11 protein-coding genes and 2 pseudogenes are annotated in these 17,077 nt (G+C 25.5%); 6 read left to right on the plus strand and 7 right to left on the minus strand.

The window, feature by feature from the left end; all coding sequences use genetic code 4:
• The first annotated feature begins 3 nt into the window (after positions 1-3).
• Both SPIRDC1_RS04765 and SPIRDC1_RS04770 read left to right on the plus strand, forming a co-directional pair.
• Positions 4-834, plus strand: coding sequence for a hypothetical protein (locus SPIRDC1_RS04765; RefSeq protein ID WP_174480784.1), 831 nt, complete (start codon positions 4-6; stop codon positions 832-834).
• 126 nt (positions 835-960) lie between these two features.
• A complete protein-coding gene (locus SPIRDC1_RS04770; protein WP_174479940.1) occupies positions 961-2,199 on the plus strand; it encodes an IS256 family transposase in 1,239 nt (412 codons plus the stop codon).
• A gap of 51 nt (positions 2,200-2,250) precedes the next feature.
• On the opposite strand, the gene SPIRDC1_RS04775 is transcribed toward SPIRDC1_RS04770, so the two are convergent.
• On the minus strand, positions 2,251-2,544 hold the full coding sequence (locus tag SPIRDC1_RS04775; protein ID WP_174480785.1) for a hypothetical protein: 294 nt from the start codon (positions 2,542-2,544) through the stop codon (positions 2,251-2,253).
• A 120-nt stretch (positions 2,545-2,664) separates the two neighbouring features.
• Between SPIRDC1_RS04775 and SPIRDC1_RS04780 the strand changes: the two genes are divergently transcribed.
• Genes SPIRDC1_RS04780 through SPIRDC1_RS04790 form a run of 3 tightly spaced genes read left to right on the plus strand, consistent with a single transcriptional unit; the run spans position 2,665 to position 8,615 of the window.
• Entirely contained in the window at positions 2,665-3,528 is an 864-nt protein-coding gene (locus SPIRDC1_RS04780; protein WP_174480786.1) for a hypothetical protein, read from the plus strand.
• Positions 3,529-3,570: 42 nt separating this feature from the next.
• Positions 3,571-7,590 (plus strand): ABC transporter permease, encoded by a 4,020-nt coding sequence (locus tag SPIRDC1_RS04785; RefSeq protein WP_174480787.1) that lies wholly within the window; start codon positions 3,571-3,573, stop codon positions 7,588-7,590.
• A gap of 20 nt (positions 7,591-7,610) precedes the next feature.
• Complete coding sequence (locus tag SPIRDC1_RS04790; RefSeq protein ID WP_174480788.1) at positions 7,611-8,615, plus strand: ABC transporter ATP-binding protein; 1,005 nt, start codon at positions 7,611-7,613, stop codon at positions 8,613-8,615.
• 477 nt (positions 8,616-9,092) lie between these two features.
• Here the strand turns inward: SPIRDC1_RS04790 and SPIRDC1_RS04795 are convergent, their stop codons facing one another.
• Positions 9,093-10,331, minus strand: coding sequence for an IS256 family transposase (locus tag SPIRDC1_RS04795; RefSeq protein WP_174479940.1), 1,239 nt, complete (start codon positions 10,329-10,331; stop codon positions 9,093-9,095).
• A gap of 743 nt (positions 10,332-11,074) precedes the next feature.
• Here SPIRDC1_RS04795 and SPIRDC1_RS10020 point away from each other — a divergent pair.
• Positions 11,075-11,224 (plus strand): annotated as a pseudogene (locus tag SPIRDC1_RS10020) (transposase); the annotation flags it as partial.
• A 1-nt stretch (position 11,225) separates the two neighbouring features.
• Here SPIRDC1_RS10020 and SPIRDC1_RS10500 read toward each other — a convergent pair.
• The 5 genes and pseudogenes from SPIRDC1_RS10500 to SPIRDC1_RS04830 all read right to left on the minus strand — a co-directional run.
• Positions 11,226-12,059, minus strand: a pseudogene (locus SPIRDC1_RS10500) (IS256 family transposase); the annotation flags it as partial.
• A 255-nt stretch (positions 12,060-12,314) separates the two neighbouring features.
• Positions 12,315-12,992: a phosphate signaling complex protein PhoU gene (gene phoU, locus SPIRDC1_RS04815; protein WP_174480791.1), complete on the minus strand. Its 678-nt coding sequence runs from the start codon at positions 12,990-12,992 to the stop codon at positions 12,315-12,317.
• Between the two features lie 37 nt (positions 12,993-13,029).
• Complete coding sequence (pstB, locus tag SPIRDC1_RS04820) at positions 13,030-13,965, minus strand: phosphate ABC transporter ATP-binding protein PstB (RefSeq protein WP_174480792.1); 936 nt, start codon at positions 13,963-13,965, stop codon at positions 13,030-13,032.
• Entirely contained in the window at positions 13,890-15,911 is a 2,022-nt protein-coding gene (gene pstA / locus SPIRDC1_RS04825; RefSeq protein ID WP_174480793.1) for a phosphate ABC transporter permease PstA, read from the minus strand. The genes pstB and pstA overlap by 76 nt, the downstream gene beginning before the upstream one ends.
• A gap of 14 nt (positions 15,912-15,925) precedes the next feature.
• The gene (locus SPIRDC1_RS04830; RefSeq protein WP_174480794.1) at positions 15,926-16,891 is read right to left on the minus strand and encodes a PstS family phosphate ABC transporter substrate-binding protein; all 966 of its coding nucleotides are present in this window, start codon (positions 16,889-16,891) and stop codon (positions 15,926-15,928) included.
• Positions 16,892-17,077: the final 186 nt, after the last annotated feature.

Genomic DNA, 17,077 nt, shown 5'->3' on the forward strand with positions numbered 1-17,077 from the left:
AAAATGCCAAATACAGAAAACTCACAATCAAATTATACTTTATTAAAATTAATAAGAACTGGAATAGCACCATTATCTGCCATGATTGGTACCAGTGCTTATTATGGTCAATTAATAGGAAATCCTATTTTAGGAAGTATTAATGCTTTATTATTTAGTAAAAAATTAGGAATTGATATTTGAAATTTAAATCAAATGCCAAGTTCAAAAACTAAATTAATTAATAGTAGTAAAAAAATATTATTAGGATTAGGAACAATTGGTTTAGTTAATTATAGTAAATTTACTAATGCAGATATTAATCCTAATCCAACAGAAAATCCAATAACAACTACTACTGTTGACCCATTTCCACCAGATTTATTATTTAGTAATCATGATACTATTGATAATCATTTAATGGATTGAGATACATATATATCTTTAAATTCATATGGTATTGCCAATTTGGTTGCTGGAATTACTGAGTTAATACCTAATAAATTTGAAGCAATAAGAAAGATATGTAATATGGCTACTGGTGGTTGTTTGATTAGTAGTGGTGTAGCAATGGGTATAAATAATGATTTTATGAATGCTTATGCAGTACCTACCATAATTGCTGGTGCAAGTGAAATTATTCATAATTTATTACCTATGGAAACAACTAATCATATTGAAGAAATGCAAGAAACACCATTTAATAATGAAACTACAAGATTAATTAATGATAATAGATTCACAATTAATAGTGAAACATCAAGTCAATATTATGGTAGTGATAATATGACCGAAGTACCATTAAATTATGATAATGCTTCATTAAATTGAGATTATAATCACATGAGTTTATAAATAAGTAAAAATGCCTATTAAAGGCATTTTTGGGAATGTTTAGTAATCTGTGTGACTTACAAAAATAACTATGTTTAATTAATTCTAGTAAATATAATTTATATATATAGAAAGAGTGAGTTACAGATGGCTAAAAAAGATAATCTTAATAACAATGATCCAATATCAAAAGCAGTAGATTTATTATTAGAAAATACTGAGGATTTAACAACAGTTTTTAAAGAGGGAGGCTTATATAAAGAATTAACTAAACGATTGGTAGAAAAAATGTTGAATTCTGAGATGCAAAATTATTTAGGACACGAAAGAAATCAACGCAGTAATAATGACAATGTTCGTAATGGTACAACATCAAAAAAATTAATAACTCAACAAGGTAAAATTGAAATTGATGTACCAAGAGATCGTAATAGTAATTTTGAACCAGTAATAATCACAAAAAGACAGAGAAGATTTGATGGTTTTGATCAACAAGTTCTTTCACTATATGCAAAAGGTATGACTTTATCAGATATTAGAATGCAGTTGCAAGAGTTATATGATGGCGCAGATATTAGCGAAAGCGTAATTAGTCAAATTACTGATGATGTCATTGATGATGTCAAAGCATGGCAAAATCGTCCATTAGATAGTGTTTATCCAATCATTTATTTTGATTGTATCGTAGTTAAAGTACGTCAGGATAAACGTATTATTAACAAATCAGTTTATATAGCTTTAGGAGTTGATTTAGAAGGTAAAAAAGATGTTTTAGGTTTATGAATTAGTGAAAATGAAGGTGCTAAATTCTGATTAAATAATTTTACAGAAATGAAAAATCGAGGCTTAAATGATATTCTTATTGCTTGTAGTGATAATTTAACAGGCATGTCAGAGGCAATACAATCAGTTTATCCTAAAACTGAACATCAATTATGCATAGTTCATCAAATTAGAAATAGCTTAAAATATGTTTCATACAAACATCGAAAGTCTCTAGTTATCGATTTAAAGCCAATTTATACAGCATGTAGTGAAGAACAAGCAATGCAAGCTTTAGAATCATTTGAAAGTAAATGAAATAAACAATATCCACAAATTGCTAAATCTTGATATAAAAATTGAGAAAATTTAATGGTTTTTATTAGTTATCCAGCAGAAATTAAAAGGGTAATTTATACTACAAATGCTATTGAATCTGTTAATAGCCAATTACGAAAAGTTATTAGAAATAAAAAAGTTTTTCCTAATGATATGGCAGTTTTTAAAATTTTTTACTTAGCAATTGAAAATATCACAAAAAAATGAACATTGCCTATTCAAAATTGAAATACAGCAATTGCTCATTTTATGATAAAATTTGAAGACAGAATTAATCTGAACTAGTACTTTGTAAAACAAAGAAACACAGATTACTAAAAAGCCTCCTTTTCTTATTTATAAAAATATATGTTTAGTTTGATTTTCACTTTCTTCTTCAAAAATAGTAATATTATTAATATTAATTTCTTGTATCTTTTTTTTCAATGGTTTTGAAATAATTTTTCTATTTGAAAAAACTGTTGATGTATTTTTAGTTGGTTGTTCAACAGCTATTGTTTTAGTAGTAGATGTAGTAGTTTGATAATTAGTAGTGGGGTAGTACATATAGTTTGAATCCATAGGTTGTAAATATTGATATTCATTATCAAAATTATTACTAAAGAATTTAATATAGCAGTTTCATAACATTTTCTTTTTTCCTTTTCTTTTTTGAATATTTGAACACTATCTAAAACTAAATAATTGCATTATTTAATTTTAATAGTTTATAATTATAATAATAGCAAAGTTTATTTAAAGGTGAATATAATGTTACGTAGTAGTAATATTTTAAAAATTAATAGTATTAATAATTTTGAACAATTATTTATTTTTTTTGGTTTACCAGTTCTTTTTTTACTTTTAATTATGAAATTAACTTTTTTAATTACTATTAATTTTCATAAAAATAGTATTAATAATAAAAAAATATTTAATAAAACAAAAATCATTATTCTTCAATTTAGTTTATGATTTTTATCACAATTTTGTTTATTTTTATTACCAGTTCAAGAAATGGTAATTAATATTAATTTTTTAGATTTAGAAAGTTTACCAATGCTATCATTGATTTCGATTTTACATTTATTTATTTGTTTTAGTTTTTTAAGTCGTAATAATAATCAGATTATGAAAGTGATGCGTTTTACTATTTTGTCAATTATTATAATTACTATTATTTTACAATTTAATTTTACTATGATTAAAATATCATTACCATCAATAAATAACTTTGTTTCAGTACTAATTTTAGTGTTCTTTTACTATTGATTAGGTTTTTTTTCATGAAAAATGTTTAGTGATAATTTATTTACAATTTTTAATTTAATGAAAAAAAATTGAGTGACATTATTTAGTAATTCTTCATTACCCAATATTATTAATAAACAATTTCCAGTAAAAGCATATACTAAAACTAAAATTATCATTTTAACATGGCAATTTAAAAAACAAATGTTTACTAATTTTGACCACCAAGTTTCTATTACTGATAATAATAAAAAACTTTTAATTGCTATTTTTAAGAAGAATTTAACTTATTTTTTAAGTGCCCAATTAACACTACTTATTACTAAAACTATTCAAGATTTAAAAACTTTAATTAATGGCTGAAAAATGGCTTTAATTCAATAACTTTTTTTGTTTTAAAATTTATAAAAGAAAGGAAGAACGAATATGAAAAAACAATCATTTTTGCTTTTTAAAAATGCGTTTAAACAAGCATTTCGTAATAAAATTCAATTAGTTGGTTTAATTGTTTTAGTATTATTATCATCAACTATTTTTTCATTAATGCAAACAAGTTTAGCAAGAATTTCTGATGAATATTCAACATTAGTTGCAAAATCTAATTTACATGATTTTGTTATTGATTTATCTAATACTACTCCAAAAACTATTTCTAATAAAATCTCAACATCAACAACTGCTGTTGATGAAAAGAATGATTTTGATATTAACAATATTGCAAATGATGCTGGTAATGAATTTATATGAGATCGTGTTGAAGGCAGAACTATGCAATTAGATAATAATAGTAATCCTAGAATTTTAAAAATATTAACTTATAATCAAGATGCTCGTATTGATAAATTAATCATTAGTGATGGTTATCAATTAGGAGATAGTAATAATCCAGATAAAACTCCAAGTTGAAAACAGGTAGTTATTAATAAAGAATTTGCTCAAAAAAATAATTTGCATATTAATGATACAATTCGTGTGCAATCAGATCAATTAGGAAGTAGTTTAAAAGTTTCAGGATATGATTTAAATGATGCTGCTTATAGTAGTTATAATTGATTAAAAATTGTTGGATATGGTGTATCTGCTGATTTCACAACCCCAATTATTGATCAAACTACACCAATTCCAAATAAAACTCGTGAAGGTTTATTATACGTTGATCCAATGCAATTTGGTTTAAGTAAAAGGTTAGAAAAAAATAATTATATTTGATCATATGATAAAGCTAATGAAAAAATCACAATTTCTTCTGATAATGATCGCGAAATTTATTTTGTTGGAAAATCAACAATAGGTAAAATTAATGATATTAAATTAATTTCACAAAGTTTAAGAAGTAAATATATTAATACTATTGATTCTGATGCCGCTTTAGTATATAAGTTAGGAAATAATAAGTATACGTTTAATAATCGTACTGCTACTTTGAATGCAACTATTATTGGATTTAAAAGTTTATTAATTGGTTTATTGTTAATTGTTTTAATTATTACAGGAATTACAGTAATATTAATTACTTATAAAAATATTGATAATTCACGAACACAAATTGGAATTTTAAAATCATTAGATTATAGTAATATTAAAATTTTAATTACATCTTTAGCTTATCCAATGGTAGCAGCATTTATTGGTACTATTTTAGTGTTTTTACCAGCAAGTGGTTTACAAGTAATTATAGTTCAAACATTTGCCAACTATTTTAATCTAGATTTTGGTCATTTTATTTTTAATGGTTTAGGATTTATATATTGTTTAATTTTAATATTTGGTTTTTTATCAATTATTGCATGAGTTATTAGTGCTTTAACAGTTATTAAAAAACCAATAGATTTAATTAAAAACGAATCAGCTACTGTTAATTCTCGCTTTAGTCGAATTATTAAAACAAAAAGTATTAATCGTGGATTTTTAACAAGATTCCGTTTATCACTATTTACATCATCAATTGGAAAAATGGCAGCAGCATCATTAACTATGTTTTTAGGAACAACTTTAATGACAACATCTATTATTGGTCCAAAAATTATGGCTGATAATAAAAGATTTTCATATACAGGTATGAATTATCAATCAATAGTAGAATATAATATGCCAAGTTATAATTCACCATATACAATGTATAAAACTTATAATCCTAATAATCAAGATAAATGAAAAAATAAAACTATTACTGATCCTGATGGTACTAGTTATATTCGTACAGATCGTGATAACCCAAGTCAGTATCTTGATGAAATACTTGTTAATAATATTAATTCAGAAGCATATGCACCAATGTCATTAAGTACTAGTGCTGCGGCTGCTCCAGCTGAGTTAGGAATGAGTAGTTTAACTTTTTTATATGGTAAAATGCTTACTAAACAATTTTTAAATAATCTAGATGAAAGTAATATTAATAATGCAATGTTTGCAGGACAACTTATTGCACCTAGTGCTTGACCAACAGTGGTACCAATTTATGATATTTTAGCTAATACTAATAATGATACTTTTTATAATAATGAAACTTATAATACACTTAGAAAATTTTATGAAGATTATCGAGTGACAGTAGCAATGAGTATTAACGGTAAAGTTTCTAAAACTAAAAATAATAGTATTAATGCTGATGATTGATCTGCTACTGAGTTTAATAATTTTGCTAGTAGTCATGATCCTGATGGTAACCTTAATTTACCTGCTTATAATAATAAACCAAATGATGGTGGAATTAGTTTAAAAGAAGCAGTAAATAATTTTCAACTTGATGGTTTAGATAATAAATATCCACTTCATATTCTTGATGAAAAAGAATTATTAGATAATGATGCTTCAAAACTTCCTTTTGCAATAAGAAATAATTGAATTAATAAAGTAACTATTTGATTTGGTTCATTATTTTATGGTCGAGTTGGACAAACAGTAGTACAAGGTGCATACAGTCGTTCGCCTTATTTTATTCGTCAGAATATTGCTAAAGCTTATAACAATCCTGATTCGCAATTTAATGTTAGTTTTAATGTGATTCCTTTTGACAAAAATAATGATGAATTAGGAACTTATTTTGTAGGAACACCTAATATTAAGTTTAAAGGGCATAAGTATCCGATAAAAGTTTATGGTTTACAAAATCAGCAGCAATTGGGTAAGCCATCAATGATGCAGTTATATGATACAGGTGGTTCAGCTTTAAATCCATTATTAGAACAAATTAATAATGATAATAGTATTAGTATTGTTATTAATCAAACAATTGCTAAACAATTAAATTTAAAAGTTGATGATAAATTTACAATGAATACTAATGGTAATATTATGAAATATAAAGATAATAAGTTACATAAATATGAAGAGTTTGCTCCTAAATTAGTTGATTTTTCTAATATTAGTGATAATTCTATTGATAACAATGTTACATTAAAAACTCAAAATGTAAAATTTAATGATTCTGGTTTTGTATCAAGTGGTAAAGATGTTTATTCTAATCTGGGTGGTCTTACAGAAATGTTAAAAAACGTTAGAGATGGTGATGTAGTTAATGAACATGATAAAAAAATGAAACGATTTAAAGTAGTAGGAATATACAATGGTTATGGTCAACCCAATGCTTACGTTTCTAAAACTAGTGCTGATAAGTTATTACATTATAATGATATGTCCAAGTCTAATAAAGATCATGATAATGATACACGTAGTATGTTATTTAGAATATTTCAACAAGAATGGCAAAATAAAGGAAATATTAATGGAATTGATTTTAATGTTTTAAAATCAATGAAATATTCTGATTTTTTAAATTTATTTGCTAATTCTAAACTTGTTATTGCTTTTGATAATGAATATCCTATTTTTAATTTTAAATTTTCAAGTTCCCAATCATTACCAGATATAACTAGTTCATTTTCAACTTCACAAATATATGGGGATTATAGTGCTTTTGGCTTAAATGGTGGTATGGATAATGATAGTGGTGTTAGTTATCAAGGTTATGGTGCAGGTAGTGCTATTAATATTACACCACAATCTGTACATCGTCAGTTATTAAATCAAATTACTGCTTTAGTTGATACAGTATTGGTTGCATTTATTATCTTTTCATTAATCATTTCGTTCTTTATTATTTTATTAACAAGTAATTTAGTAATTTATGAAAATCGTAAAACAATAGCAACAATGAAAACACTTGGTTATAGTGATGCAAAAATAACTAATATTGTTATTGGTATGTATTTACCAGTGATTGCTGTTATGTTTGTTATTGGTTTTCCTGTAGGATGAATAATTGTTAAGTTTATTCTTAACTATTTAGCTGCTAATACAACATGGGTTTTACCATTATTCTTTGTTTGATGATTACCGCTTGTGGTTGGTTTAATTGTCTTTGGTATTTATGCAACAACCTTTATTATTGATTGATATGCCATGAAGAAGATTAATCCAATTAAAACTTTAAATCAAATTGATTAAAAGCAGAAAGGAATAAAAACATGAAAAATGATAAAAAAAACACTAAAAATTCAAGTGAACAAGTAACTAAAAAAAAGTTAGAATCTAGTTTTACAAAGAAGTCAGTATCTAAAAATGAAGGTACAATACCACCAGTAACTCATAAATCTCATGATAAACCAGAATCAAAGGAAGAAATAGAAGCTAATAAAGCCAAATTGCAAGCTTTTAAAGATAATCAAAAATCAATTAAAAAATTAACAAAAACTCATTCAAAAGAAATTTTAGCAGGTAAAATTGTATCAATGACTAATAATACTCCTGATACTAAAACTAATGTTATTGAATTATTTGATGTTAAAAAATCTTACTTAACGGGAGACTTAGAATATGAAGTATTAAAAGGAGTAAATTTAAAAATTAAATTAGGTGATTTTGTTGTTATCTTAGGACCATCGGGAAGTGGTAAGACAACATTATTAAATATTATTTCGGGATTGGATAAGCCTAATACTGGTGATGTTTTTGTGGCCGGATACAATTTATCTTTATTAAAAGATAGTCATTTAACTAAATTTAGACGAGATAACGTTGGTTTTATTTTTCAACAATACAATTTATTAACTAATTTAACTGCTCGTGAAAATGCTGAAGTTGGTGAAAATCTTGCTAAAAATAAAAATAAAAATATGAGTATTGATGATATTTTTCAAGTTATTGAAATGGATGAACATATGAATAAGTTTCCAAGTCAATTATCAGGTGGACAACAACAAAGAGTATCGATTGGTAGAGCACTAGCAAAAAATCCGACAATTTTATTTTGTGATGAGCCAACAGGAGCACTTGATGAGGAAATGGGGCGTAAGGTATTAGAAATTTTATTGGATGTTAATCGAGAATATAAAACATCAATTATTATGGTTACTCATAATCCTAACTTCCAATATGTTGCAAATACTGTTATTAACGTTAAAAATGGTAAAATTATTAGTGTAAAGAATAATGAAAAACCAATGAAACCAAGTGAAATAAATTGATCATAAGAAAAGGCTATAGATGGGGGGGTTGATTTAATAAATATAAGAAAAATGCATAAAAATATGCATTTTTCTTATATTTATATAGAGTAAATACTTGTATAAAAAAAATATTAAATTATAAGAATCTAATAGAAAATACTATATTTTATTTAGTTTAATTATTTTTTAGAAAGAAAAAGGTGCAAGGTAATGAGTATTGGTTTAATTACATTTATTATATGAATATGTTTAGTAATTTGAATAGTGTTTTTAATTTGAGGTATAAGTTTATGTAATAGTAATAATGCATTAGGCATCATATTATTATTTTTAACATTAAATTTAATTGGTTTAATAATAGGAATTTTTTTATTATATAATAAAAATAAGCAAAATGTAGATAACAAAAAAAATATTAATAGTAATATTAAAATAGAAGAACTAAGTTAAACATTTCTTTGAGGCTTTTTAGTAATCTGTGTTTCTTTGTTTTACAAAGTACTAGTTCAGATTAATTCTGTCTTCAAATTTTATCATAAAATGAGCAATTGCTGTATTTCAATTTTGAATAGGCAATGTTCATTTTTTTGTGATATTTTCAATTGCTAAGTAAAAAATTTTAAAAACTGCCATATCATTAGGAAAAACTTTTTTATTTCTAATAACTTTTCGTAATTGGCTATTAACAGATTCAATAGCATTTGTAGTATAAATTACCCTTTTAATTTCTGCTGGATAACTAATAAAAACCATTAAATTTTCTCAATTTTTATATCAAGATTTAGCAATTTGTGGATATTGTTTATTTCATTTACTTTCAAATGATTCTAAAGCTTGCATTGCTTGTTCTTCACTACATGCTGTATAAATTGGCTTTAAATCGATAACTAGAGACTTTCGATGTTTGTATGAAACATATTTTAAGCTATTTCTAATTTGATGAACTATGCATAATTGATGTTCAGTTTTAGGATAAACTGATTGTATTGCCTCTGACATGCCTGTTAAATTATCACTACAAGCAATAAGAATATCATTTAAGCCTCGATTTTTCATTTCTGTAAAATTATTTAATCAGAATTTAGCACCTTCATTTTCACTAATTCATAAACCTAAAACATCTTTTTTACCTTCTAAATCAACTCCTAAAGCTATATAAACTGATTTGTTAATAATACGTTTATCCTGACGTACTTTAACTACGATACAATCAAAATAAATGATTGGATAAACACTATCTAATGGACGATTTTGCCATGCTTTGACATCATCAATGACATCATCAGTAATTTGACTAATTACGCTTTCGCTAATATCTGCGCCATCATATAACTCTTGCAACTGCATTCTAATATCTGATAAAGTCATACCTTTTGCATATAGTGAAAGAACTTGTTGATCAAAACCATCAAATCTTCTCTGTCTTTTTGTGATTATTACTGGTTCAAAATTACTATTGCGATCTCTTGGTACATCAATTTCAATTTTACCTTGTTGAGTTATTAATTTTTTTGATGTTGTACCATTACGAACATTGTCATTATTACTGCGTTGATTTCTTTCGTGTCCTAAATAATTTTGCATCTCAGAATTCAACATTTTTTCTACCAATCGTTTAGTTAATTCTTTATATAAGCCTCCCTCTTTAAAAACTGTTGTTAAATCCTCAGTATTTTCTAATAATAAATCTACTGCTTTTGATATTGGATCATTGTTATTAAGATTATCTTTTTTAGCCATCTGTAACTCACTCTTTCTAGATATATAAATTATATTTACTAGAATTAATTAAACATAGTTATTTTTGTAAGTCACACAGATTACTAAACATTCCCAAANCGCATTTGTTTTGTTGATAATTCTAGATTTAAAATAATATGTTTGTATTGTTTTAATCATTCTTTAAATGCTGAAAAAATTCGTAAATAGCCATAAATTTGTCCTTTTCTTGTAAAATGAAATTCAAGTAAAAGTTGGCATAATTCTTGATATTTATGTGTACAATTACTAATTTGATTTTTTTCTTTTTTAATAGGGTTTTGTTTGTTTTTTACAAAATAATATGTTGATCGGTTTAGTTGAAGATGTTGGCAAAGATATCTAATTGAATATTGGTTTTTGCTATCATCAATAATTTGAATTTTTTGTTTGATATTTAACTTGTTAATTACTAATGCTATTTGTTTAATTTTATCCATTATTAAAAATCCTTTCATGTCAAAATTAGTGTTAATTGTATAACACAATTGTTTTTCGAATACATTCAAGTTTTTTTTAAATTAATGGTCTAGTAAAAAGGGCTAAGTAGCAATCCTCAGTATTTTCTAATAATAAATCTACTGCTTTTGATATTGGATCATTGTTATTAAGATTATCTTTTTTAGCCATCTGTAACTCACTCTTTCTAGATATATAAATTATATTTACTAGAATTAATTAAACATAGTTATTTTTGTAAGTCACACAGATTACTAAACATTCCCCAATTATGCATAGTTCATCAAATTAGAAATAGCTTAAAATATGTTTCATACAAACATCGAAAGTCTCTAGTTATCGATTTAAAGCCAATTTATACAGCATGTAGTGAAGAACAAGCAATTCAAGCTTTAGAATCGTTTGAAAGTAAATGANGTATGAAACATATTTTAAGCTATTTCTAATTTGATGAACTATGCATAATTGATGTTCAGTTTTAGGATAAACTGATTGTATTGCCTCTGACATGCCTGTTAAATTATCACTACAAGCAATAAGAATATCATTTAAGCCTCGATTTTTCATTTCTGTAAAATTATTTAATCAGAATTTAGCACCTTCATTTTCACTAATTCATAAACCTAAAACATCTTTTTTACCTTCTAAATCAACTCCTAAAGCTATATAAACTGATTTGTTAATAATACGTTTATCCTGACGTACTTTAACTACGATACAATCAAAATAAATGATTGGATAAACACTATCTAATGGACGATTTTGCCATGCTTTGACATCATCAATGACATCATCAGTAATTTGACTAATTACGCTTTCGCTAATATCTGCGCCATCATATAACTCTTGCAACTGCATTCTAATATCTGATAAAGTCATACCTTTTGCATATAGTGAAAGAACTTGTTGATCAAAACCATCAAATCTTCTCTGTCTTTTTGTGATTATTACTGGTTCAAAATTACTATTGCGATCTCTTGGTAGATCAATTTCAATTTTACCTTGTTGAGTTATTAATTTTTTTGATGTTGTACCATTACGAACATTGTCATTATTACTGCGTTGATTTCTTTCGTGTCCTAAATAATTTTGCATCTCAGAATTCAACATTTTTTCTACCAATCGTTTAGTTAATTCTTTATATAAGCCTCCCTCTTTAAAAACTGTTGTTAAATCCTCAGTATTTTCTAATAATAAATCTACTGCTTTTGATATTGGATCATTGTTATTAAGATTATCTTTTTTAGCCATCTGTAACTCACTCTTTCTAGATATATAAATTATATTTACTAGAATTAATTAAACATAGTTATTTTTGTAAGTCACACAGATTACTAAACATTCCCATTTCTTTTTAGAAATTTTAATATTAAATTAAAAAATCATACCTTAATTTAATACAATTAAAAATAAAATAATAATAAGTATTATCATATTAAAGTATGACTTAAAAATATTTAAATGAAACTTGCAAAAAAAGTAATTATTTTAACAATGATTGATAAATTATTCAGATATTTTTGTTGAAGATAAATCATAAAATTTACCTTTAATAATATATACTATTGTTTCACAAATGTTAACTAAGTGATCACCTAGTCTTTCAATATATTTCAACTGTTGCATTGTTGATGTATATTGAGAGAGTTGATCATTATTTTTGTTTACTTTTAACATATTGACAATGTTTTTCATTGATTCACGAAAACGATTATCAATATCAATATCATATTCTGCTGCTTGATAAGCTTTGTTAATATCATTTTCATTTATAGATTCACCAATTAAATCCATCATTTTAAATACTTTTTTCATTAATCCTGATAATTGAGATGTTAATTTAATTTCTGGTTTATATTTGACATTAAATTTGGATAAATTTTTAGCATAATTTGAAATACGTTCTAAATCACGAATAATATTCATATAGCCAATAATAGTACGTAAGTCAGTAGCAAAAGGATTTTGTTGAGCAATACTTCAAATTGCAGTAATTGTTAAACTTTCAGCGACTGTTCTAATTTCTTTATCGGTTTCAACAATTCTTTTTGACATGTCAAAATCTTGTGTTTCCATTGCTATTAAAGCGTCTTTATGTTCTTTTTTTACTTCTTTTAATAAAGTTAATAAGTTTTGTTTTAAATTTATGATATCTAAATCAAATCTACGGTTAATTATTTTCATTTTTTCCTCCTTTCTCTATAATTAATTATATATATTTTTAACCAAATCTGCGGGTAATATAATCTTCTGTTCTTTTATCTTTTGGTCGTGAAAATATTTTTTTAGTATTATTATATTCAATGACTTCTCCATTTAAGAAAAAGGCAGTTTTATCAGAAATTCGTGCTGCTTGTTGCATTGAATGTGTAACAACAATAATTGTAAAGTCTGATTTTAAATCATTCATTAAGTCTTCAATTTTAGATGCGGCAATCGGATCTAGAGCTGAAGTTGGTTCATCCATTAATAGTACTTCTGGTTTTAGGGCAATAGCACGAGCAATGCATAAACGTTGTTGTTGGCCACCTGATAATGATAATGCTGAATCAAATAAGTGTTGAGCAACTTCATCTCATAAAGCTGCTTTTTTTAAAGCATCTTCGACAATTTGATTTAGAATCTTTTTATTTTTAATACCTTGATTTTTTGGGCCATATGCCACATTTTCATAAATTGACATTGGAAAGGGATTAGGTTTTTGAAATACCATTCCAACTTTAGTTCGTAATGAAATAATATTTTTTTTATTTTCATAAATATCTTCATTATTAAATAATATTTGTCCATTAATTTTAACACCATCAATTAAATCATTCATTCTATTTAAAGTTCGTAGTAATGTTGATTTGCCACAACCACTTGGTCCAATAAAAGCGGTTACTTGATTACGACTTATTTCTAAATTTATATTAAATAAAGCCTGTTTTTTCCCATGATTATAGAAAAAATTTAAATTTTTAATAGTAAAAACATAATTACTTTTTGGAATATTTTCTATATTTGATAAATTATTTGATTTGTTATTTGGTTTTTTCTTAAATTTATCTTTCACTTTTAAAAAGTAAGGTTTAATCACATTTACTTTTCTTTTTTTATTGCTATTCGCTGATTCTTTCTTGCTTTCATTTTTTCTTTTAATAATTCAATTGAGCATTTTGTTTTCACCCCGATTCCTGTTGTTAAATTTTTTTCAAAATGTTTTGCTATAAAATTTAAAATAAATATTAGTATAACTGTTATTAGTGCTGTTTGGTACATCATTCCTAATTTATTAGGGTCATTTGATTCTTTATTAACTAATAAAATATGGGTTGTTAAAGTTTGTCCTGAACTTAAGAAACCTTTATTGGGAAAAGCAACAGTGCTTCCTAATGTTAGATAAACTGGTGCTGATTCACCAATAATTCTACCCATTGATAAAATCATACTAGTAATAATGCCACCAATGGCAGCCGGAATAACTACTTTTCTTATTGTTTCAAATTTACTAGCACCTAGTGCTAATGATGCTTCACGGTATTCAATAGGTACTGATTTTAATGTATCTTCTACTGCTCTAATAATAAGTGGTAAAATAACAATTGTTAATGTTAAACTAGCAGCAATTGCTGAGAAACTTATTTGTAAGAAAGTAATAAAAAAAGTAAATCCAAACATACCAAAGATAATTGATGGCGTAGAAGCTAAGGTATTTAGCACAAAACGTAATATTGAAGGAAATCAACCATTTTTGGCATATTCGTGAAGATAAATTGCGCCAATAATACCTAATGGCATAGCAATAGTAATTGTTGTTAATACCAATAAACATGTCATTGTGATAATTGATAAGTAACCTTCATCACCGGTTGTTCAAATTAAAGCTGCAAAATTAAAATTGAAAACGCTACTACCAGCATTACCGCTAATGTTGAAGATACCATTAATAATAATATCACCAATAATTCAAATAATTAATCCCATAGTAATAAAACAAGCTAGCCCCATAAAGAATAATCGAAAATAGTCTTTAAAGTGTTTTCAGCCTTGATTTTTAATAGTTTTTTCACTAATAGTTAACATTAGTTGATTATCAGATAGATTTATTTTTTTTAAATTATAATTTCGTGGTTTTTTATGACCTTTTGCTTTTTTATCACTACGTTTATAAATTATTAAAACAATAAAGTTAATGATTGAAACTATAATAAATAAAAATAAACCAATTCCATATAATGCTGATATTTGTTGAGAACTAACTGCTTCTCCAATTTCTAGTCCAATTACTCCCGCTAAAGTAGAAATTGAACTAAATAAAAATGCAAGTGGACCATGTGCAAAATTTGGGGTTAGAGTACTATTACCAGCAATCATAACAACGGCCATTGTTTCGCCGATGACTCTTCCAAATCCAAAAATTATTGCACCAATGATTTTGGTTTTTGCCGCTTTAAAAATGACTTTAAAACTAGTGTCAGTCCTGCTAATACCTAGTGCTAATGATGCATATAGATAAGATTTTGGTACTCTAGTAATAGCATTAACAGATAATGAAATAATTGTTGGTAATGCCATCATTGATAAAATAAAACTTGCTGTCATCATATTTTCTTTGGTTGGTGCTCCCATTTTTACAAAAATAGGACCAATGGTCATTAAACCAAAAGCACCAAAAACAACTGAAGGAATACCAGATAATAATTCTACTAAAGTTAATGTTGTTTTTTTTAATTTTGGTGGTAAAAATTCACATATAAATAATGATGTTAGTAAGCTTAAAGGAATAGCAAGTATCATTGAAAATAGTGCAACTCAAAAAGTGGCAACGATAAAGGCAATAATACCAAAACTATTAGCACTAGGTAATCATTTACTATTTCCTAACATTTTAAATCAATTTAGAAAACTCATATTACTAAATGTTTGACCAATAATAAAACCAATTAATAATGAAGCGGCAATTAGTGCTAATGAAGATATAGACAGTACACAAATTTTAGCAATCAGATCATAAGTATGTTTTTTTTGTTCACTAATAAAAACATTTTTTGGATCATGATTTTTATTAAAATGATTAAAAGTTATTTTATGTCAAAACTTTTTAAAAGATTTGGATTTCATTTATTAATACTCCTTTATGGAAAATTGTTTAATCACTGATTTAAATCATGATTTAATTTGTCAGTTAATGGTACTGCTGATTGTGCGTACTGAGCTTCTGAAAAAGCAGGAACTACGTATTCGTTATGACCTGGATAGCCAGGAATAAACAAGAATTTTAGAAATTTAACTAAAGTATTAATTTGTTTAAAATTTTTATTTATTAAACCTGTAAATGGTCGTGATAACTGATAAGTACCATTTTTAATGGTATCTAAACTTGGAGCAATTTTTTCTCAATTAGCAATATGAATATTAGTGAATTGTTTATTTGAATCTAATTGTTTTTTATCTGAATATGAACTATAACCAACACCACCACTAGACATATTAAACATTTGTGTACTTGAATTAACGGTTATTGCTTGTGGATAATATGCTTTTGAATCACCCAGAACTTTTTCATTAAAAACATCTCGTGTTCCTGAACCATTTTCTCTAGTATAAGGTAAAATTTTGAGGTCACAAGTTGGTTTGATTCAACCTTGATTTGGTTCTGAAGTATTTTGTGGAAATAAATCTCTTCAGAAAATAGGTGATTTAGATAAATACATTTTTTTTACTTTATCTTGTGTAAAATTTAGAGGTTTATTATTACCTAAGCAATCTTGTGGTAGATTATAAACTAGAATCATGCCATCTTTTGATAAAACAAAAGAAATTAAATTATTATTAGGAGTTGTATATTCTTTTGAAAGTCAGCCAATACCAAACATATTTTTATTAACGGGAATTACTGCTGCATCTGAACCTAAACTGTTATAAGTAAAATCTGCTTCTTTATGATTATCGGGATAGTCTTCCATTAATGTATGCATTAAAGGTGCTACTGAAGTTGAACCGCCCATAATAAAATAGGGTTTATGACTAACTAAAGTTACAATAAAAATAGTAATCATTGTGATTAATCAAAATAATGACAAAATTCTTTTTTTTAGCATATAAATCCACCCAACTGAGAGTTTTCTTTATCATACACGTATTATAACAATATAATTGATAAAAACTAGAAAAATTATTTCATTTTTATAAAAAATGTAGGTTCTAGACTATATTATTAATATTTTTAATTTAATATAAAAAATAAAAGAAAAGTATTTCTTTCTTTTATTAGTATTCTTTATTTA

This window comes from Spiroplasma endosymbiont of Danaus chrysippus, from assembly GCF_902809815.1.
GTDB lineage: Bacteria > Bacillota_I > Bacilli_A > Mycoplasmatales > VBWQ01 > Spiroplasma_E.